Source organism: Thermocaproicibacter melissae (assembly GCF_024498295.1).
In the GTDB taxonomy this organism is placed as follows: domain Bacteria; phylum Bacillota; class Clostridia; order Oscillospirales; family Acutalibacteraceae; genus Thermocaproicibacter; species Thermocaproicibacter melissae.
Window position 1 is genome coordinate 1,089,415 of the sequence record NZ_CP101827.1, and the last position, 19,824, is coordinate 1,109,238.

Annotated in this window: 18 protein-coding genes and 1 other annotated feature; of the genes, 3 read left to right on the top strand and 15 right to left on the bottom strand. The window is 49.8% G+C overall.

The window, feature by feature from the left end:
* Positions 1-97: 97 nt before the first annotated feature.
* From NOG13_RS05385 to pfkB, 9 genes are all read right to left on the bottom strand, one after another.
* Positions 98-1,711, bottom strand: a complete 1,614-nt coding sequence (locus NOG13_RS05385; protein ID WP_283109555.1) for a response regulator transcription factor — start codon at positions 1,709-1,711, stop codon at positions 98-100.
* A gap of 3 nt (positions 1,712-1,714) precedes the next feature.
* Complete coding sequence (locus NOG13_RS05390) at positions 1,715-3,574, bottom strand: sensor histidine kinase (protein WP_283109556.1); 1,860 nt, start codon at positions 3,572-3,574, stop codon at positions 1,715-1,717.
* Positions 3,575-3,864: 290 nt separating this feature from the next.
* Complete coding sequence (locus NOG13_RS05395; RefSeq protein ID WP_283109557.1) at positions 3,865-4,731, bottom strand: aminotransferase class IV; 867 nt, start codon at positions 4,729-4,731, stop codon at positions 3,865-3,867.
* Positions 4,732-4,754: 23 nt separating this feature from the next.
* On the bottom strand, positions 4,755-6,374 hold the full coding sequence (locus NOG13_RS05400; RefSeq protein ID WP_283109558.1) for a peptide ABC transporter substrate-binding protein: 1,620 nt from the start codon (positions 6,372-6,374) through the stop codon (positions 4,755-4,757).
* A 153-nt stretch (positions 6,375-6,527) separates the two neighbouring features.
* Complete coding sequence (locus NOG13_RS05405; protein ID WP_283109559.1) at positions 6,528-7,118, bottom strand: site-2 protease family protein; 591 nt, start codon at positions 7,116-7,118, stop codon at positions 6,528-6,530.
* Entirely contained in the window at positions 7,115-7,651 is a 537-nt protein-coding gene (locus NOG13_RS05410; RefSeq protein ID WP_283109560.1) for a hypothetical protein, read from the bottom strand. The genes NOG13_RS05405 and NOG13_RS05410 overlap by 4 nt, the downstream gene beginning before the upstream one ends.
* 136 nt (positions 7,652-7,787) lie before the next feature.
* Positions 7,788-9,179, bottom strand: coding sequence for an NADPH-dependent glutamate synthase (gltA, locus tag NOG13_RS05415; RefSeq protein ID WP_283109561.1), 1,392 nt, complete (start codon positions 9,177-9,179; stop codon positions 7,788-7,790).
* Positions 9,172-10,020: a sulfide/dihydroorotate dehydrogenase-like FAD/NAD-binding protein gene (locus NOG13_RS05420; RefSeq protein WP_283109562.1), complete on the bottom strand. Its 849-nt coding sequence runs from the start codon at positions 10,018-10,020 to the stop codon at positions 9,172-9,174. The genes gltA and NOG13_RS05420 overlap by 8 nt, the downstream gene beginning before the upstream one ends.
* A 167-nt stretch (positions 10,021-10,187) precedes the next feature.
* Entirely contained in the window at positions 10,188-11,132 is a 945-nt protein-coding gene (gene pfkB / locus NOG13_RS05425) for a 1-phosphofructokinase (protein ID WP_283109563.1), read from the bottom strand.
* Positions 11,133-11,387: 255 nt separating this feature from the next.
* Between pfkB and NOG13_RS05430 the strand changes: the two genes are divergently transcribed.
* Positions 11,388-12,386, top strand: a complete 999-nt coding sequence (locus NOG13_RS05430) for a helix-turn-helix transcriptional regulator (RefSeq protein WP_283109564.1) — start codon at positions 11,388-11,390, stop codon at positions 12,384-12,386.
* Positions 12,387-12,435: 49 nt separating this feature from the next.
* Here NOG13_RS05430 and NOG13_RS05435 read toward each other — a convergent pair whose 3' ends face one another.
* The 6 genes from NOG13_RS05435 to NOG13_RS05460 form a co-directional block, all read right to left on the bottom strand.
* Positions 12,436-12,735: a spore coat protein gene (locus tag NOG13_RS05435; RefSeq protein ID WP_283109565.1), complete on the bottom strand. Its 300-nt coding sequence runs from the start codon at positions 12,733-12,735 to the stop codon at positions 12,436-12,438.
* A 13-nt stretch (positions 12,736-12,748) separates the two neighbouring features.
* On the bottom strand, positions 12,749-12,934 hold the full coding sequence (locus NOG13_RS05440; RefSeq protein ID WP_283109566.1) for a spore coat protein: 186 nt from the start codon (positions 12,932-12,934) through the stop codon (positions 12,749-12,751).
* A gap of 106 nt (positions 12,935-13,040) precedes the next feature.
* Entirely contained in the window at positions 13,041-13,412 is a 372-nt protein-coding gene (locus NOG13_RS05445; RefSeq protein ID WP_283109567.1) for a type II toxin-antitoxin system PemK/MazF family toxin, read from the bottom strand.
* Between the two features lie 214 nt (positions 13,413-13,626).
* On the bottom strand, positions 13,627-14,163 hold the full coding sequence (locus NOG13_RS05450) for a hypothetical protein (RefSeq protein WP_283109568.1): 537 nt from the start codon (positions 14,161-14,163) through the stop codon (positions 13,627-13,629).
* Between the two features lie 36 nt (positions 14,164-14,199).
* Positions 14,200-15,447, bottom strand: a complete 1,248-nt coding sequence (locus NOG13_RS05455; protein WP_283109569.1) for an NAD(P)H-hydrate dehydratase — start codon at positions 15,445-15,447, stop codon at positions 14,200-14,202.
* Complete coding sequence (locus NOG13_RS05460) at positions 15,428-15,937, bottom strand: DUF6106 family protein (RefSeq protein ID WP_283109570.1); 510 nt, start codon at positions 15,935-15,937, stop codon at positions 15,428-15,430. Before NOG13_RS05460 ends, NOG13_RS05455 begins: the two co-directional genes overlap by 20 nt.
* A gap of 179 nt (positions 15,938-16,116) precedes the next feature.
* Positions 16,117-16,335: a binding site (T-box leader), on the top strand.
* Between the two features lie 53 nt (positions 16,336-16,388).
* Between NOG13_RS05460 and pheS the strand changes: the two genes are divergently transcribed.
* Together pheS and pheT are read left to right on the top strand one after the other, a co-directional pair.
* Positions 16,389-17,408: a phenylalanine--tRNA ligase subunit alpha gene (gene pheS / locus NOG13_RS05465; RefSeq protein ID WP_283109571.1), complete on the top strand. Its 1,020-nt coding sequence runs from the start codon at positions 16,389-16,391 to the stop codon at positions 17,406-17,408.
* Positions 17,409-17,423: 15 nt separating this feature from the next.
* Positions 17,424-19,802 (top strand): phenylalanine--tRNA ligase subunit beta, encoded by a 2,379-nt coding sequence (gene pheT, locus NOG13_RS05470; RefSeq protein WP_283109572.1) that lies wholly within the window; start codon positions 17,424-17,426, stop codon positions 19,800-19,802.
* Positions 19,803-19,824: the final 22 nt, after the last annotated feature.

The window sequence follows — 19,824 nt, forward strand, 5'->3', positions numbered from 1 at the left end:
TAGACGAATTGCACAAACCCCACAACGGGGGAAAGTTTTGTTCCATTCGGGGGAAAATATAGAAGTTGTGAAAAGTACTACATTTCTGTTTTGTGAACTAATCATTTTTGTTTCTTTGCGTAGAGTTTGCCAAGCGGCGGAATTTTGTTGGCGTACAGCCTTTCAATTTCACAAAACGATCAATGAAGTAGTCGATATCATGATAACCGACTTGTTCGGCAACCTTGTAGACCTTTTCATCGGTGGTGAGAAGCAGCTGGGCCGCTTTTTCCACGCGCAAAGCCGTTAAGTAGCTTTTAAAACTGACGCCGAACTTTTTCTTGAAAACCTGCCCCAAATAGGCACTGTTCAAGTAGTATTTTTCACTCAAGGTTTTCAGGCTTATGTCATCGGCATAATGCATCTGGATTTCCTGCTCAATTTGGCCGAGCACGCCACGGACGCTCCTGTTCCGGATGGAAGCCAGATATTCCGAATATTCTGTTACAAAATTTAGAAAAATTTTCTCATTGTCATAGGTTCCGTCAGTATTAAAGGCATTTTCGGTTATGTAGTGAAGGATATCTTCCTGATTGATATTGTCATCCTGCTGAATCGCAAGGTGAATCAGTTGGAAAAGGAAATAATTCATATCAAGTGCAATTAAATCCTCATCAACATTGTTGACGCGGAAACGGGTATAAAGTTTGGAAACGCACTCCTTAATTGCCTCTTTGTTGTTCGCTGAAACCGCGTCAATCAAGGAATCAATAATTTTCTTGTCCGCGGAAAACGTACCGGAATCCGACTTCATCCTGTTCTCCGCCAGATTGGTGTCATGATTAACGGTAAAGGCCCGGCAAGTCTTGGCGATTGTGGCGGTTCGGTAAGATTCCGAAAGTTCCGTTAATTTCTGAACTTGCGAACCTACATAGTACAAAATGGGATGCCGGACCTCCTGAGAAACAAAGGAGCGGAGCTTTTCCAAAAAATCAGCAGAGGTCATGCCAAGATGAGAACACAGTTCTCGGCAACAGATGATGCCGACATCGTAACAACCTTTTCGCTGCGAGACCCCAAAGATGCAGTATAGTCCTCCGTCTTTCCCGATGAAATCAAGGCAGGCGCGGTAGAGATTCCTCTGGATAGTACGTTTTTCTTCGTCGGTCATGGATGCATATTCGCTGTCGTTTTCTGCTTCCATTCCGACATATTGTAAATCCGTCGCATTGCCCAGCCTCTGCTGAACATTCTCCAAGTCTGAACTGTCATATTTCCCCATCAGAAGCGCGACCATGCTTCTTGCGTAGAAGGCATTCTCCATGAGGGCACTGGTCTTTTTTTCTTCATGTTCTTTTTCTACACTGCTTGAAACCTCATTCAGGAGCTTTAAAAGATCATTCTTCTGCACCGGCTTTAGAATATATTCTGTGCAATGAAGCCGGATGGCCTGCTGTGCGATTTCAAAATCCTTGATGCCGCTCAAAAAGACAAAGCGGGCGTCAGATATCTTTTCCTTCCGAATCGTTTCAAGCAGTTCTATCCCGTTCATCTGCGGCATGCGGATATCGGCTATAATCAAGTCGACATGGGTATGGCGCAGTATTTCAATGGCCTGCAATCCGTTTTCTGCCGTGGCTTCAATATGAAAGCCCTGCGCCTTCCAGTCGATTATTTCGCGAAGTCCTTGAAGAATAAAAGGTTCATCATCAACAAGAAGGACTTTAAGCATCGACTAATTCTCCTCCCCTTTTTCCGAATTTTCGATTGTCCCCGGAGTGCCTTCAGTTTTCTGCGCTTGTACAAATTTAAGCGGAATATGTATCGAGACCGTTGTTCCGATTCCCTCTTCACTCTCAACATAAAACCGACATTGATTCTGGCTGAAAGATTTCAGCCGGACACAAGCATTCATAACGCCGATTCGGCTGCCTTTCTGCCTCAGGCGTTCAACGCTTGCGTGGTTCATATTGTCCAGCATCACTTTAAGCTCCGCTTCGGACATACCGATTCCGGTGTCCTCCACCTCAAGTATCATTTCATCTTCCGAAGAGCTTACATCAACAAAAACCCATCCAGGGCTTGTTTTGGATTCGATTCCATGGACGCATGCGTTTTCAACAAACGTAACAATGGTTAACTTTGGAATATTTCGATTCGCACAATCAGGATCGACATGAATGCGGTAAGAAAGCTGGTCGCCAAACCGATATTTCTGGAGCTGTAAGTAAGCTTCCGCAAAGCGAATCTCTTCGGCTACCGTAATAATATCCTGAGACCATTCCACCGAGCTTCTCATCATCAGCGAAAGCTTGCAGATCATATCCGCGGTTTCGTCTTCATGGCGGATAACGCTGTGCATGCGGATACTTTCCAAAGCATTGAAAAGGAAGTGAGGATTAATCTGGCTCTGTAATGCAAGCAATTCGGCGCGCTGGCGGGCGATGTGCGCAGCCTGTTCTTCCAGCCTTCGTTTATAGACAACATGAATCAATTCATTGATTCGGACGGCCATTCTGTTGTAGCTGTGCATGAGTTCGCCAATTTCGTCGTGCCCTCGGATATCCGGAATCTTTTCGATATGGCCTTCGTTTCTGCCGACCGTTGCAAGATGTTTGCTCAGTTTCGTGAGGCGGTAGGTAAAGGAGCGGTTAATTAAGTACATGAAAGCAATCGGAACCAATAAGCTAAACGCAATGGTTATCGTAATCAGCATGGCATTGTTTTGAACTACCTGCATAATACTTAGGTCTTTCTTCAGGACATAAATGTCATACTGTTTGGAATAGAGTTGAATGGATTGCTTAATTCCGATTTTATCTCGCTCTTTTTGTGTCAGTGTATCAAACGGCGCATCCTTTGAAGTATTTCCTTGGTTAGAAAAGAGAATCGTGTCGCCGCTGCAGACATAAACGGCATAGTTAAAATCCGCATTCAGAATTGCATTTTCAATTCCGCTGTAATCAAGATCCAATTTCATGAGTTTATCGCATCCCGGCGACCAGTTCATTTTGCGGATAATGCTGATTGCCCGCACCGGGTTCCGCCGATTGCCTTGCTCATCCGTATCCGAAATATAAGCGGATATTTTGAGTAAAAGGCCAGAATCAATAAAATCCTTGAACCACTTCTGATTGCGGATACTGTTGTAATTGCCGAATTCACCGCCGGCAATGATGGTGTCGTTGTCGGCGTAAAAGTGCAACGTAGCGCCCCGGGCTATCGTACTCACATCTCCAAAGGAATTGTTTTTGATTTCTGAGTAGCGTACATAAAAATCGTAGGGAGAAGAAAATTGAGTATTCAAAAAATCATTAATGGTGCTGTTCATCCAGAAGTCTTTTGTAATAAACACTGCATCGTCGAATTTTTGCCCTATGGTGTATTTGACCGCGTTAGAGACATCTTGCATCTCATCTTCCTGACGGCGCGTTTCCATATTCAACAAAGTCGTCAACAACAGTCCGTCCAACATCGTCATCGGGAGGATCACACACACAATATACATCAGAAACAATTTCTTTTTTAATGAGAAATCATCTAACTTTCTGTAAAGCATATTCAGAGCGTATTGGATCCGCGCACTGAGTCTCATTTTCCTACCTCCCCGCCCAAAAATTATCCTGGAAACGGCCTGTCTCTATACATCCGTTATGATTTATAATAATTATATATTAGCATATTAATAGATTTTTTGCAATATTTTTAGTGCATTTGCACAAATAAAACTGTGAATATTTTGATTTTCTCCCTTTTTTTCTAAAAAAAGAGTCAAACGTCTAAAAAAATCGAGGCAACAAAAAACAGGTGTCCCATATTGGACACCTGTTTCTTCTACTCTTGTTCTTGCCGGATATCGGTTCCCATGCAATGTGAAAACTTCTGTTAACCGGTGCAATCAGCAAACACCGCACCGGTATATTCTTCAAATTCTTTGACAGCCGCCTGCTGCAGAATATGCAGCGTTTTCGGGTCTTTTCCGCCCACGGCTTTCCCGTCAATTTCACAAGCGGCATTGCAGAGAGTACCGGAACTATGGACAAGCACCTCATCGGCATTCATCATTTCATCAAGCGTAAAGGCCTTCTCCTCAACGGCGATTCCGTTTTGCTGGGCCAGCGCTATCAGATGCTTGCGCGCTGTGCCCGGAAGAATCAAATTGCTCAGCGGTGCCGTACGGAAAACGCCGTCTTTGAGAATGGAAATGTTGCTGTGTGCACATTCTGTTACCATATTACCGCGGTGGAACACAGCTTCATCGCAGCCGGCTTCCTTTGCCTGCTGCGCAGCCATGACCGATGGAATCAGATTAATTGTTTTAATATCACAGTGAAAAAAGCGAGTGTCCTCCACTGTAATTAAGCGATATTTTTTATCAATTGCAGTAAGAGTGGACGGCGTAACGGTGATGAGCAGATTTGCGGAACCGTTCTCCGGAAACGCATGATTGCGCATACCGGTTCCGCGTGTGGCCTGCCAATAAACAAAATAGCAGTTTGCTCCGTCTACGCGGTCCACGCAACTTTGCAGTATCTTGGCTAATTCTTCCGGCTCGATATTGAGATTGATGCGCAGTTTTCTGCAGCTCGAATAAAAACGGCTGATATGGTCTTCAATCTTAAAAATCACATTGTTTGCAGCGTATGTAGCGTCATAAACGCCGTCGCCAAAATATACGGCACGATCGTTCATCGGGATGGTCATTGTTTCAATCGGTCCGGTTTTTCCGTTATAATAGCCAATGTTCTGCATAGCAGCCTCCAAATGATATAAATTTACTCTTTGCCCGCATTGATAAAGTCGACACCGCCGCCGTAGGGGTGAAAGATAATTCCTGTAACACCCTTCGCGATGGCATAGTAACTCTTCCCATAATAAAGCGGGTAGAAAATTGCCTTTTCATTCAGGTATTTCTCTGCACTTGCATATTCGGCAGCTTCTTCACTACCACCCGTTGACTGCGCTGAGGCAATTAGGGCATCGTAGCTTGCATCCTTCAAGCCAGCGGGATTGTTTGAATTCGTGCTCAAAAATTGCGAGAGTAAAAAATACGGCCCGTCTGCGGAAGGAGTGAGCGGATAAATTGCAAGGTCATATTGGCCAGATTTTACCGCACTCAGAAGGCTTGAAGTATCCATCGGCTTGAGATTGAAATAATTGTTGAATGTATCATTCCAAGCGGCAATCATTTCATTTGCAACAAGCTTGTTGGCAGAATCATTGGGGCACAGCAACGTAACGGAGTCCACTTTTGCCCCGCCGAGTTCGTTTAGACCTTGCGCAAGAAGCGACGCGGCATTCTCGTCCTGCCGCAAATAAAACGGCCCGCCCACCAGTGAGCGGTAAAGTTGACCGTTCAACCTGGTGTTGGGCAAAATGATATTCTCGGCAGGGGAAGTATCGGCGGGTAGATGCGCAAGCACTGCCGAACGGTCCAAAGCCTGTATAAATGCCCGGCGAACCTTCTCATTTTGAAACAGGCTCGACTGCACATTAAAGCCAAGCCCCCATGTGGTATCTTCCACAGAAGCGATGGTGCAGCCTGCCTTTTTCGCAGCATTCACCTTAGAAGCCGCAATCGGGACTGCATCCAGAGAAAGGGTCTTCATAGAACCGATTGGGTCGGTTTTAACCGCTGAACTGTTGTCTATGGTGAAGATAATTTTTTCCGGAAGAGGAGTTGTTCTGCCGGAATAGGAAGAACGGCTCACAAGATTCACGCTTTTCCCCTGCGTCCATCCGTAACTGCCGTCAATGCGGAACGGCCCGTTCCCCATCACATACTTTGTCTTAATCCCATAACGTCCTTTTGTGCTTTCAAAGAATTTTTGATTGCACGGCATGAAAGCCGGAGAAGCCGTAAGCCTCGGAAAGTCGGGACAAGAATATTCAAGAGTTACAACAAGCGTACGAGCGTCCTTTGCTTCCACACCGATGGAACTTACAGGCACTTTGCCTTCGTGGGCGCTTTTCGCATTTTTGATGCAATAAAACTGTGTGCAGGCGGGCGAACCTGTTGCCGGGTCAACAGCACGGCGGAATGCGTAAACAAAATCCGAAGCCGTTACGTCGCCATAGTCGGAATTGGACCATTTTGCCCCTTTGCGCAGATGGAAAGTAAACTGGGTGCTGTCGGAATTCGATTCCCATTTCTCCGCGACGCCCGGCTGTACTTCTTCCTTTTCGTCAAGCCTTGTTAAGCCTTCAAAAAGAGACTGAACCACGATGAGCGAAGAAGAATCGGAAGCGACCTGCGGGTCAAGCGACTGCGGGTCCGATTCCAAATAATAGCGGATTGTTTTTCCGGCTTTTTTCGCTTTGCCGCTTTTGCATGCGGTAAAAGAAAAGGCCATGACGGCTGCCAACAGCAAAGCAACCGCTTTTTTTATTTTCACAGGTAATGCCCCCTGAACATTGTTCCGTATTATGTATACATAGTAATAATTTTAGCATTTTTGACGGTCGTTTTCAACAAACGTCTCCGCATTTCGGCTACGTCAAAACCAACTGTGTCCAATTCTTCCATAGATATGCCGCTGCTTGCGTTCTCAGCGCTCCCGTTTCAGCATCAGCAGTGCGGCAAGGTAACAGACGGCAAGCAACAGAGTAAAATTCCAGCCTGTTTGAATCAGAATAAAAAAGCCCGCTGTCGCCAAAGGGAGCAGCAGACTCAAAGAAACCGCGGTAACAATCCGATCCGCTTTTTCGGGCTCCGTTTTTATGCAGAGAAATGCGCGAAGGACCTGCCCGCCGTCCAGCGGGGCAATCGGCAGCGCGTTAAACGCAAACAGAACCAGATTGGCATAGAAATGGATGCTCTGCCTTGTTTGAGGAATGCAGAAAAGCAGCACAGCAGCCGCAAGATTCGCCGCAGGGCCGGCAAGCGACACCAAAGCGTCCCGCTTGTAGCTGCGCTGCTCGTTCTGCCTGACGATGTCGATGCCAAACGCAGTAAAGCGCATCTGCTCCGGCACATTTCCGAGCAGCTTCATGGCAAGAATGTGCGCCGCCTCATGCAGCACTCCGCTGAGAAGCCCGGCAAAGGCTATGCCGCTGCTGTCCAGTGCAAGCACCAGCGCCACCACAGCAAGGAACGGGACGCCTACCGTTACGCAGCACTTTCCGACTCGAAATGTCATTCCGATGCTCCAGCGGAAGTTTGCGCCTGTGAAACACCGGACTGTGCACCGGTTTGCGAACCAGCCTGAGACGCACCGGACTGCGTACCGGCCGCCGAATCCGCCTGAGAAGCACTAGGCTGCGCACCCGCAGCCGAATTGCTGTTCTGCGCGGAACCGGTTCCAGCAACGGAGGCCGCTGCTCCGCTTTCTGAACCGACGACGGTTTTCGGCCCCGCCGCCGAAATATTATTCCAGAGTTCGACTACGGTTCGTCTGGCCTGATCAATCTGTTCGTCCGCAATGATGGTATCATTCACTGCCTGAACATACCACGCGCGCACGGTCTGAAAAAGTTCTCCGCCGAGCACGCGAAGGACAAGAGCCGCAACAAGGACGGCGATGCTTACCGAAATTTGGATGACGGTCAGCAGTTTGATTCCCCCGCGAGGCGCATTTTCAGGTTCATTTTCTTCTTCCGGTTCCTCGTCATAATCAAAGTCGGAGAGGTACTCCTCATTCAGGGATTCCTGATCCATATCGCGGTCCTGCATAACATCTGCCTCCTGCGTTTCATTTTTCCGATGAACATGCCTCTCTGAAAAGATATGTTCGTTGTCCGGAAAAGATAACAGGACAACAAAAAACACCGAAGAGCTTTAGGCCCTTCGGTGTTTTGCTATGGTTCGATTATTTCTTGGAGCGGATGTATTTGTCAATGGAACGGGCTGCTTCTTTGCCGCCACCCATTGCGAGAATTACGGTCGCGGCACCGCTGACGGCGTCACCGGCAGCGAACACGCCCTCGCGTGTTGTCTCCATCGTGTCGTCTTTCACGACGATGCAGCCATGGCTGTTTGCCTCAATGCCTTTCGTGGTGGAGCGGATGAGCGGGTTCGGCGAGTTGCCGATTGCCATTACAACGCAGTCCACAGGAATCTTGAAATTGGAGCCTTCCACCGGAATAGGTTTCCTGCGGCCGGAAGCGTCCGGCTCGCCGAGTTCCATGCGGATGCACTCGATTGCATTGACTTTGCCGTTCTCATCGCCGAGAATCTGAACCGGATTGCACAGGAGGTCGAAAATGACGCCCTCCTCTTTCGCATGGTGAATTTCTTCGCGGCGTGCAGGCATCTGCTCTTCCGCACGGCGGTAAACGATGTGCACGCTTTCCGCGCCGAGGCGAAGAGCGGTGCGCGCAGCGTCCATTGCCACGTTGCCGCCGCCGACGACGGCCACGTTCTTCGGGTGAATAATCGGGGTATCGTAATCCGGCTTGTAAGCCTTCATCAGGTTGACACGGGTCAGGAACTCGTTGGCCGAATAGACGCCGACAAGCCCCTCGCCCGGAATGTTCATAAAGTTCGGCAGGCCTGCGCCCGTTCCGATAAAGACGGCCTCATAGCCGTTTTCAAACAATTCGTCCACGGAGAGGACTTTGCCGATGACCATGTCGATTTTAATCTCGACGCCCTTTGCTTTGAGCGTATCGATTTCCCGCTGCACAATCTCTTTCGGCAGACGGAACTGCGGAATGCCGTACATCAGCACACCGCCTGCGGCGTGAAGCGCTTCAAACACGGTGACGGAATAGCCCATAGCTGCGAGGTCTCCCGCGCAGGTCAGGCCGGCAGGGCCGGCTCCGACGACAGCGACCTTATGGCCGTTGGGCTCAACCTTTTCCGCCTCATCTTTGCCATGCTTCATGTGCCAGTCTGCGACAAAGCGCTCCAGGCGACCGATAGCGACCGGCTCGCCTTTGATGCCGCGCACACAATTGTGCTCGCACTGATTCTCCTGCGGGCAGACACGGCCGCAGATTGCTGGCAGGGAGTTTGTCATCTTAATGGTGCGGTATGCACCCTCATAATCTCCCTCGGCAACCTGCTGAATAAAATCAGGAATATGCACAGCCACGGGGCAGCCTTTCATGCAGGGCTTGTGCTTGCAGTGGAGGCAGCGTTCTGCTTCGTTCTTTGCCATTTCTTCGGTGTAGCCGTAAGAAACTTCGTCAAAATTTTTGTTGCGTACATTTGGCTCCTGCTCCGGCATCGGAGTCTTTTTCGGATTCATATTAGGCATTTTTTGCGCCCTCCATCAAACGACAGTTAAATTCACGTGCAGCCTCGCGTTCCATTTCGTAATAAGTTCTGGAGCGCTTGATGGCTTCATCAAAATCGACCTCATGTCCGTCGAAATCCGGGCCGTCCACGCAGGCGAACTTTGTCTTTCCGCCAACGGTAAGCCGGCAACCGCCGCACATTCCGGTTCCGTCAATCATAATCGGGTTCATGCTGACGATGGTTTTGATTCCGTATTTCTTGGTAAGCTCACTGACAGCACGCATCATGACAAGCGGCCCGATGGCGACAACGACGTCATAATTTGCGCCACCCTCGATTTGCTCGCGGAGTGCGTCGGTTACAAAGCCCTTGTGGCCGTTGGATCCGTCGTCCGTCATGACAATTAGCTTATCGCTGACACTGCGCATTTCGTCTTCCAGAATGATTAAGTTTTTATTGCGGAAACCGGCAATCATATCGACTTCGGTCCCCTGCGCATGCAGCGCTTTTGCCTGCGGATAAGCAATGGCGCAGCCGGCGCCGCCGCCGATTACCGCGGCTTTCTTGTAGTCAGTGAGGTTGCTTGGCTTGCCGAGCGGGCCGATGAAATCGAGCAGTGCATCTCCCTCGCCTAGCTGGTCGAGAAGCATCGTCGTTTTTCCAACGATCTGATATATGATAGTTACTGTCCCTTTTTCACGGTCATAGTCGGCAATGGTCAGCGGAATTCGCTCACCGTGCTCATTGACACGAAGAATAATAAATTCTCCTGCTTGTGCTTTTTTCGCGATGAACGGTGCGTCGATTACCATGAGCGTCATGGAATCGTTCAGTTTCCGCTTTTGCAGAATTTGAAACATTGCGACACTTCCTATGCAGTAAATTGTTAAAATCCGGACAATCCGGATACTTCATTATACACATAACAAACATTCATTTGCAACCGCTTGAGGCAAATTGCACCAGTTTGTTCAATGTAAATTCTATCCAATAATTCCATTATATAAAACCAAAATTGTCTTTTTTCTTAACCCTTAAGTGAACGGAGCGTAACAAAGGAAAGACTCTCCAACACTTCATCTTTCGTGCAAAGCTGTGTGCCCTGCTTGGACGCGGTAACGGTGCCCGCAGCTACCGTAATGCGTGCAATGTCTTCGAGCTCCGCTCCGCGAAGCAGTGCTCCAGCCAGTGCTCCCACCATCGAATCACCAGCACCGGTAGCGCTCGCCGCGGTAATCTTCCACGGCTTGGCGCAAAACGCCTGATGCTGATTCATCACAACGGCACCGTCGGCGCCCATGGAGATGATAACAACAGAAATTCCGGCAGTCGTCAGCTCACGCCCGGCATCGAGAATACTCTGCATCGTTTCGAGGGAACGGCCGGTCAGCCTGCGAAGCTCCGCGAGGTTCGGCTTCACGGCATAAGGGACTTTACAGATTCCTTCCCGCAGCGCCTCCCCGTCTGCATCAAGAATTGTACGGACGCCGAACTGCCTCGCTTCATCAAGCAGACACGCGTAATAGTCTGCCGGAACAGCAGGCGGCAGGCTGCCGCTTAAAACGACAAGCTTCGCTTTTCCGCAGAGTTCACGGAACTTTGCCTCAAACCGACGAAGGTCTGCCTGCGCAATCTCCGGCCCCCTTTCGTTAATTTCCGTCATGCTGCCCGTTTCTTGATCGAGAATCTTCAGATTGATGCGTGTTTCGCCCGATATATCAATCAGCGCGTCGCCGATGCCTTCCTTTGAGAGCGACTCATGGAGCAGACTTCCTGTATTCCCGCCTGCGAAACCGACAACTGCGACTTGTGGGCCAAAACTTTTTAGAACGCGTGCAGCGTTGATTGCCTTTCCGGCGGGGTCAACGCGGGAAGAGACTGCCCGGTTCAGTCCACCCGGAGTGAAATTCTTTACTTCTACCGTTCGGTCAACCGATGGATTCAGTGCAACTGCAACAACTTGTGCCGCCATTTCATTTCCCGCCCTTCTGCCGGTGTTATCTCTGCACACCGGATTTCTTTTATTTTCCTCCGGAAAGGATTATTTTGTCAATCGCTTGCTGCAAATGACCGGTTCCGACGCACCAGTCAGTAGAAATATCTGAATATGCCAAAAAATGCAGAAACATCTGCTTTTCTTATTCGGCCGAAAAATGTATTTTAAGAACTTAATGTCCATTTATTTCCTTTTTTCGTGCTATAATATTCCGGAAGGGATGTGGAAACCATGCAGAAAACAGAAAAGCAAAAAATGAAGCTGCTGTACTTAATGAAACTGCTAGTTGAACAGACAGACGAAGACCATCCGCTAACGATTGCGCAGATTATTGATGAACTTGCGAAAAACGGTATCCACGCCGAACGCAAAAGCATTTATGCCGATATCAATGCGCTCCGCGAGTATGGGCTCGACATCACTTCCCGAAAATCCAAAACGACCGGATATTTCATAGCGAGCAGAACCTTTGAGCTCCCGGAACTGAAACTGCTGGCCGACGCGGTGGCTTCGTCAAAATTTATCACGGAGAAAAAATCGAAACAACTGATTCAAAAAATCGAAAGCCTAACAAGCTGTTACGAGGCAAAACAGCTTCAGCGGCAGGTTTATGTAACCGGCAGAGTAAAAAATGCCAATGAAAAGATTTATTATAATGTTGATTCCATTCATCAGGCGATTGCGCAGAAAAAGCAAATTTCCTTTCGCTATTTTGAGTATACGGTGGATAAAGAAAAAGAATACCGCCACGGCGGTGATCTTTATTATGCTTCTCCCTACGCGCTTTCTTGGGACAACCAAAACTATTACCTCATTGCCTATTATGAGCGGTATCAGAAAATTTCGCATTTCCGCGTAGACAAAATGGAAAACATTGAGCTGCTGGATACACCGGCGTGCGAATTGCCGGAAGGAGAATTCGATGTTGTCGAATACTCAAGAAAGCTGTTCGGAATGTACGGCGGAGAAGAAGAACTGATTCGCCTGCAGTTTGACAATTCGCTCATCGGCGTTGTTCTGGACCGGTTCGGCATGGACGCGGACATTCAAAAAGCTGACGAGCACAGCTTTATTGTGACATTCCATGCTTTCGTCAGCCCTACCCTGCTTGGATGGATTTTTGAATTCACCGGAAAAGTGAAAGTGCTGGAACCGGAAAGTCTAAAGCAGAAGCTGCGCATGAAAGCGATGGAATGTTTGAAAATGAATTCCGATGACAGAACATTATAAAATGAAAACGAGGCAGGGAGATTTTTGACCCTGCCTCGTTTTCTTTAGCTTAGCTTTGCGCTTTCTGACTTGCGTACTGCTGCTTTGCCTGATTGACTTTCTGCTGGTCAGCAGCCGGTGTCTGATACCAGCCGCGCTGCTTCATCATGTCAAACACTTCTGCCTGAATCTGATGCTCTTCATTCAGAATCGACATGAAGCCGTCGCGTACATTCGGCGTTGCACATTCATTGGTAAAAGTATTGTAGGTGTCGGTAATAAACTTTTGGGAGGACAGAACGTCGTTCATCAAGTCACGTTCTTGTAGATTGCTGCTGGGCTGATTTCCGCTTACTTGTGAAAAATTCATTTTCTCCTTCTCCTCAGTTCAAAAAACTCATGAGTCTGTCATAATGTGCCTGATGCTTTTGGGCAATTGCATCACATTTCTGTTTCAGTTCTTGGTCGGTGCACATTTGAGAATAGGCTTTCATCTTCGCAATGAGCGTCTGCTCGCTGGAAAGCTCATCCTCAATGGCAGACAATTCTTTTTCGGTAATTTGTGCCAAAATCGCAACACTCCTTCTTTTTCCGCAGCGGTTTCGCTGCTGTAATTTCGCTTTTTATTATCCGATGTTTTGGGCAGAATATGCAGTGCTACAAAAATCGGCGGGTTTATGTAGTCCCCTGCACTTTCTGCCTATCTGTTAGGCCAAAACTTACAGAAAGAGCTTTATCCACTTCACTCATCGCTTTGGAGTCGAGGCTTCCCATGCGCTCCTTCAGGCGATGCTTATCAATGGTGCGAACTTGTTCCAGCAGAACAATAGAATCTTTTGCGAGACCTGACGTCTTCGCATTCACGAATATATGTGTTGGGAGATTTGCTTTGGTACGCTGGCTCGTAATTGCCGCCGCAATTACCGTAGGACTGAACCGATTGCCAACGTTGTTCTGAACGATCAATACAGGACGAATGCCTCCTTGCTCCGAACCGACAACCGGACTAAGGTCGGCGTAAAAAATATCGCCCCTTCGGACAATCATAATTTTCACGCTCCGATTCTATAATCAAAGATTTTCTGGTAGGTATTTTTGTCAGCTTTTTCTGCAAATATACCAAGCATTTAGCTTGATATCATAATATTAATGAATCGGCCGGCTTGACATGGAACAAGGCATTTTTCGCGTACTTCTCCGCACAGGATTTTGGGCATGAAAAAAGCACCGGTGTGTAAACCGGTGCCGAAATTTGAAATTTTTATTGGTAAGATTCCGCAAAGGCCGACTCGAAAGCCGGCTGTGTAAAATCGTGAAATTCCGCGGCAATATTCAAATCCGAAACAGTAAGCTGCGTGATATTGCCCGTGCTCCCGTCCGCGGTAATGGCAAAGGAAGTTCCCTCCATGTTTCCGCGGAACACATTGCCGTCCACGCTTTCCAGCGCGTTCGTCTGCTGCACCCAATCGAGGATTCTTACGATGACAGATGCAAAGGAATTGTCGGGCAAATCACAGGTTTGGCTTTCGTCTTCCAAACCCTGATAGGTCTGGCGGAATCCATCGCCGTTCCAGTACCATTTCAAACCCGCGCCGTCTCCCGAAAGGATTTCGATGGAAACAGAACGCAGTCCCGCCCGCTCAATGGCGCAAGTATACTTGCCGTTCGGCGTGGTTATGTCTGCCTGACAAGAAAAAACGAGATTTAGGTCTTTCGGGCTCATCTGCTTCTGTGCCGCGGAACAACCGGCAAACGAAAGCAGACAGCAGACAAGTAAGACCGCAAAAATCCGCTTCATAACCGCCTCCCCAGAAGGCGGAAAGCGCTTTCGCGACTACCGCCCAAGTTCCCGGAACAGTTCCGGCAGCATATTGACTAGGTCTGTTGGTAGCATGGCGCTCTGAGAAAAACGAGCCGCGCAGCGGTCGCCAGCGAGTCCGTGCAGCCAGACTCCGCCTGCCGCAGCCTCAAACGGCTGGATTCCCTGAGCCGCGAACGAAGCAATCATTCCCGCAAGCACGTCGCCGCTTCCGCCCTTTGCCATGCCCGGGTTTCCGGTATCGTTCCGATATAGCTTTCCGTCCGGGGACGCGACCAGAGTTCCGGCTCCTTTGAGCACAAGAATGACGCCGTGCTCTTTGGAGAATGAACGGGCGGTCTCCTCCCGGTGAGACTGAATCCAGCGGGGCGTCGTATTCAAAAGGCGCGCCATTTCCCCGTGGTGCGGCGTGAGGATGACCGGTGCTTTGCAGACCTGCAGTTCATCTATATGCTCTGCCAGAAGATTTATTCCATCCGCGTCCACAATGACTGGAACCTGTGACTCCGCAAGCACATGCTTTAATGCGCAGCGCGCCGCATCGCTTTTCCCGAGGCCGCAGCCAATGAGCACGGCACTGGCCCGGCGGATTGCCGCCGAAAGTGCAATTTCGTCTTGGGGTGAAGCCGAGCCGTTCGGATTCGGATGCAAAATGGTAAAGACAGGTTCCGCAAGGCGCGAAGCTACAATGGGATAAATGGAATGCGGCAGCGCAGCTTCGACGATTCCCGCGCCGCAGCGGAGCGCCGCGCTAATGCTCATGGCTGCAGCGCCGGCCATGCCTTCGCTGCCGCAGACGCACAGCAGTCTGCCGTAATCTCCTTTATTGCTTTCCAAAGCGCGGGGCTTTAAAGCATTGCGCAGAATCTGCAGGCCTTCCGACTCCGGCAGCGGAGGAACGTCGTCGTCTTCACGCACCACAACGGCAGAAGCATACCGGTCGGTGTGGGTTAGGCTCACGCTGAACCGCGAATTGCCTGCCAGTTTAAGCGCTCTTCCGGAAAGCTGCAGTACAGGTTTGCCGGTCCGTTCCTCGTGTATAACCTGAACCTCACGCAGCGAAAAGGCCCAAAGGCCGGTTCCAATCGCTTTGGAAAAAGCCTCTTTCGCGCAAAACGCTGCGGCGGCACTTTCAACGGAAAATCCGCGCTTCGCTAGCCAGGCGAGTTCGGCAGTGCCGAACACCCGGCTGCAAAAGCGCGGATTCTGCATGGATTTTCGGATTCTTTCAATTTCTACAAGGTCAGTGCCTACCGAAAACAACGAAAGCCACCTGCCTCGGCATGAACGGTTTGATCGCTTCCAAAACACGCTCTTCGGGGTCAAACACCACAAGAACGTTGCCGTATTTCGATGTATGCGCGCAGAAATACCAGCTGTTTTCACCGGAATCTGTCTGTGCGGTATAGTATGGCGTATATCCGCTCTTGTTCTTTACAATTTCCGGCCGGAATTTTCCCATGTCTTCAATGTCATGCGCATCAACGGAAACGACACGCTTGCGGCTGCGGCGGTTAATGATTTTGTCGATGGTGATATCTCCGTTGGTTACGCTGTATTCAAACTCAACATTGCGGGCGGAAATCAGGTAATAAGCACCGAAAATGACACCGACAATGACAAGAAAGCTGATTGCAGGAATCAGGAATGATGCAAATATGAGAGCAAGGCCGCCAATAATAATGGCAGCAATAATGAGATAATCTTTCGTACTGAATTTTTTCTTGACAATTTGTTCCACAAAGATATCCATTTTCGTCCTCCGAAATTTTATTCATAATTCGCAACACTTTTGTAACTTTATTTATTGTAGCATGATAAAATAAGTTTTACAATTATGTTTTTACAGTTTCCGGAACACATCCTCTCCGATTTCTGCGCTTGCATTTTCTCCCACACCGTGCTATATTACTATAATACTAGGAAATATTCTCAAACGCTGTGAAAAAGGAAGTAACCGTTTTTCCCCGCCTTCAAAAGAGAAGCATGTCACCGGCTGAAAGCATGCTGTTGGCTGAAATTCGGCGAAGTTCCCTTTGGAGCGGCACGGCTGAACCTTTCAAAGCAGTAGGCCGTGACGGGTGGCTTCGTTAAATAGCCGCAAGAGTAAATTTTAGGGTGGTACCGCGAAGTGAAGCCTTCGTCCCTTTGGGGATGAAGGCTTTTTGTTATTCCACCTTATTTGAAAGAGAGGAACCGAGTTTATGAAAGAGCAGTTGGAAACAATCCGTAAAAAAGCGGAACAGGATCTGCTCCGTGCGGCCGATAAAAAAGCGCTTGAAGATCTTCGCATCCGCTACCTCGGCAAAAAAGGCGAGCTGACAGCCATCTTAAAACAGATGGGCAGCCTGTCTGCGGAAGAGCGCCCTGTCATCGGCCAGCTTGCAAACCAGATTCGCGCACACATCGAAGAAGAACTGACGGCGCGCGCCGCGGAAATCCGCGAAGCCGAAACCGAACGCCGTCTGAAAAAGGAAAAAATTGACGTTACCCTTCCCGGTAAGCGCCGCGAGCTGGGGCACAAACACCCGCTGAACATCGAGCTGGACGAAATCAAAGAAATCTTCATCGGTCTTGGGTTCGACATTGTAAGCGGGCCGGAAGTGGAATACGACTACTACAACTTTGAGGCTTTGAACCTGCCGAAAGACCATCCCGCGCGCGACACGCAGGACACGTTTTATATTACCGACAATATTCTGCTGCGCACACAAACCTCACCGGTTCAGGTGCGCACCATGGAGAAGCAGAAACCGCCGATTCGCATTATCTCGCCCGGACGCGTTTACCGCTCCGATGCGGTAGACGCCACGCACTCCCCTCTGTTCCACCAGATTGAAGGACTCGTGGTCGACAAGGGCATCACATTTGCCAACCTGAAAGGCACGCTCGAAGTCATCATTAAGCGCCTGTACGGAGAAGATTCCGTTGTTCGTTTCCGCCCGCACCACTTCCCGTTCACGGAACCTTCCGCCGAAGTTGACATTCAGTGCTTCAACTGCCACGGCGAGGGCTGCCGTCTCTGCAAAGGGGAAGGCTGGATTGAACTTCTCGGATGTGGAATGGTTCACCCGAAGGTTCTCTCCAATTGCAACATCGACCCCGAAGTTTACAGCGGCTTTGCGTTCGGCATGGGACTGGAACGCCTTGTCATGCGCAAATACAACATTGACGACATGCGTCTGTTTTTTGAGAACGACGTCAGATTTCTGAAACAGTTTTGAGGAGGCGCGGATATTATGAATCTTTCCATGAAATGGCTGAAAGAATTTGTTCCGCTTGACGATATGCCGATCCGCACGTTTACGGAAGCAATCACCATGAGCGGGTCTAAGGTGGAAGGCTGGGAAAAGGAAGGCGAAGAGATTTCAAACGTAGTCGTTGGCAAAATTGTCTCTTTGGAACGCCACCCAAACTCTGACCACCTCTGGATTACCAAAACGGACGTCGGTTGCGGCGAGCCGCTTCAGATTATTACCGGTGCGCAAAACCTCAAGGTAGGCGACATTGTTCCGGTGGCCCTGCATAATTCCACGCTCCCCGGCGGAAAAAAGATTAAGAAGGGAAAACTCCGCGGCCTTGAGAGCAACGGGATGCTCTGCTCCCTCGGCGAGCTTGGCCTGACTAAGCACGATTTTCCCTATGCCATCGAGGACGGAATCTTTGTTCTGCAAGAAGACTGCTACCTTGGTCAGCCGATTTGCGAAGCGCTCGGCTTAAATGACACAAAGATTGAGTTTGAAATTACAAGTAACCGCCCTGACTGCTTCTCGGTCATCGGTCTTGCCCGCGAAGTTGCAGCGACGTTCCACAAGCCTTTGAATTTACACACACCGGTGGTAAAAGGCGGCCACGGTTCCTGCGCGGACCTTTTGAAGGTTCGTGTGGAAGCCCCCGACCTCTGCCCGATGTACTCCGCCCGCGTTGTAAAGAACGTGCGCGTGAAACCTTCTCCACGCTGGATGCGCGAACGCCTGCGCGCAATGGGAGTACGCCCCATTAACAACATCGTTGACATCACGAACTATGTGATGTTGGAATACGGTCAGCCCATGCACTCCTTCGACTATTCGCTGCTCGCCGGCCATGAGATTCATGTGCGCCGCGCCAAAGATGGTGAGTGCATCCGGACACTCGACGGAACCGACCACAATCTGACCAGCAACAACCTTGTCATCGCCGACGCCGAAAAACCGGTGGCTGTTGCCGGCGTTATGGGCGGTGAAAACAGTGAAATCACTGACAGCACGACGACGATTGTGTTTGAATCCGCCTGCTTCAACGGTCCGTCCGTGCGCCGCACGGCCCGCAGCCTCGGCATGAGGACGGATGCCTCCGCGCTCTATGAAAAGGGCCTTGACCCAAACAACTGTCTGCCCGCGCTTGACCGCGCCTGTGAATTGGTGGAGCTGCTGGACGCAGGCGATGTGACGGACGGCGTTGTAACCGATGTTCACTACACCCCCGAGCATCGCAGAATTCCGTTCGATGCAGACTGGATTAACCGTTTCCTCGACACGCATCTTTCCGCGGATGAGATGAAGGAAATTCTCGAAAAACTCGAATGTACCTTTGACGGCAATGACATCATTGTGCCGACCTTCCGTCCGGACCTCGTACACAAGGCGGATATTGCCGAGGAAATTGCACGTTTCTACGGCTATGACAAGATTCCCGCAACGCTCCTGAGCGGCGGTGCGCAGGGCAAATATACCCCGCGCCAGAAATTCGACAAAGCCTTAGGGGAAGCGATGATTTCGCTCGGTGCAAGCGAAATCATGACGTACTCGTTCATCAGCCCGAAATACTACGACAAAATTTGCCTGCCAGCCGACTCGCCGCTTCGCAAATCCATTACCATTCGCAACCCGCTCGGTGAGGACACTTCCATCATGCGCACCACTGCCCTTCCGTCCATGTTGGAATCCCTTGCGAGAAACTACAACAACCGCAACGAATCCGCTTGCCTGTATGAACTTGCAACCGTTTATCTTCCCACGGAAGAAGATAAGTTGCCGGAAGAACTGCCGAAGCTCATCTGCGCCATGTACGGCGATGGCTACGACTTCTTCACCGCAAAGGGAATGGTGGAAGACCTGTTTGACCGCTTCGGCATCACCGACTGGGACATTGAAGCAACCTCAGAGGACCCGAGCTACCACCCGGGACGCTGCGCAAAGCTGAGCGTCGCAGGCGAAGACCTCGGCATCATCGGCGAACTGCACCCGAAGGTGATGGAAAACTACGGCATGGACTGCCGCGCCATCAGCTTCACGCTTGACGTCAACACCCTGTACCGCCACGCACAGCTCGTGAAAACGTATGTTCCGCTGCCGAAATTCCCGGCGGTATCGCGTGACTTTGCACTGCTTTGCGATGACGAAACACCGGTGAGAACACTTGAGCAAGCAATCCGCGCGGGTGCCGGCAACCTTCTGGAGAAAGTCAAGCTGTTCGACGTTTACAAAGGGGAACAGATTGAAAGCGGCAAGAAAAGCGTTGCCTTCAGCGTTACGCTTCGCTCCAGCGACAGCACCCTCACCGAGGAACGCGTTTCCGGTGCAGTAAAGAAAATCATCCAGGAACTCGAGAAGGTCGGAGCCTCGCTACGCCTCTGATTTCGCCGCATCACCCGTTATC

Bases quoted from the DNA above. Each gene is read 5' to 3' on its own strand.
- NOG13_RS05385 (WP_283109555.1), bottom strand. From the start codon at position 1,711: ATGCTTAAAGTCCTTCTTGTTGATGATGAACCTTTTATTCTTCAAGGA.
- NOG13_RS05390 (WP_283109556.1), bottom strand. From the start codon at position 3,574: ATGAGACTCAGTGCGCGGATCCAATACGCTCTGAATATGCTTTACAGA.
- NOG13_RS05395 (WP_283109557.1), bottom strand. From the start codon at position 4,731: ATGCAGAACATTGGCTATTATAACGGAAAAACCGGACCGATTGAAACA.
- NOG13_RS05405 (WP_283109559.1), bottom strand. From the start codon at position 7,118: ATGACATTTCGAGTCGGAAAGTGCTGCGTAACGGTAGGCGTCCCGTTC.
- NOG13_RS05410 (WP_283109560.1), bottom strand. From the start codon at position 7,651: ATGCAGGACCGCGATATGGATCAGGAATCCCTGAATGAGGAGTACCTC.
- gltA (WP_283109561.1), bottom strand. From the start codon at position 9,179: ATGCCTAATATGAATCCGAAAAAGACTCCGATGCCGGAGCAGGAGCCA.
- NOG13_RS05420 (WP_283109562.1), bottom strand. From the start codon at position 10,020: ATGTTTCAAATTCTGCAAAAGCGGAAACTGAACGATTCCATGACGCTC.
- pfkB (WP_283109563.1), bottom strand. From the start codon at position 11,132: ATGGCGGCACAAGTTGTTGCAGTTGCACTGAATCCATCGGTTGACCGA.
- NOG13_RS05430 (WP_283109564.1), top strand. From the start codon at position 11,388: ATGCAGAAAACAGAAAAGCAAAAAATGAAGCTGCTGTACTTAATGAAA.
- NOG13_RS05435 (WP_283109565.1), bottom strand. From the start codon at position 12,735: ATGAATTTTTCACAAGTAAGCGGAAATCAGCCCAGCAGCAATCTACAA.
- NOG13_RS05445 (WP_283109567.1), bottom strand. From the start codon at position 13,412: ATGATTGTCCGAAGGGGCGATATTTTTTACGCCGACCTTAGTCCGGTT.
- NOG13_RS05450 (WP_283109568.1), bottom strand. From the start codon at position 14,163: ATGAAGCGGATTTTTGCGGTCTTACTTGTCTGCTGTCTGCTTTCGTTT.
- NOG13_RS05460 (WP_283109570.1), bottom strand. From the start codon at position 15,937: ATGGATATCTTTGTGGAACAAATTGTCAAGAAAAAATTCAGTACGAAA.
- pheS (WP_283109571.1), top strand. From the start codon at position 16,389: ATGAAAGAGCAGTTGGAAACAATCCGTAAAAAAGCGGAACAGGATCTG.
- pheT (WP_283109572.1), top strand. From the start codon at position 17,424: ATGAATCTTTCCATGAAATGGCTGAAAGAATTTGTTCCGCTTGACGAT.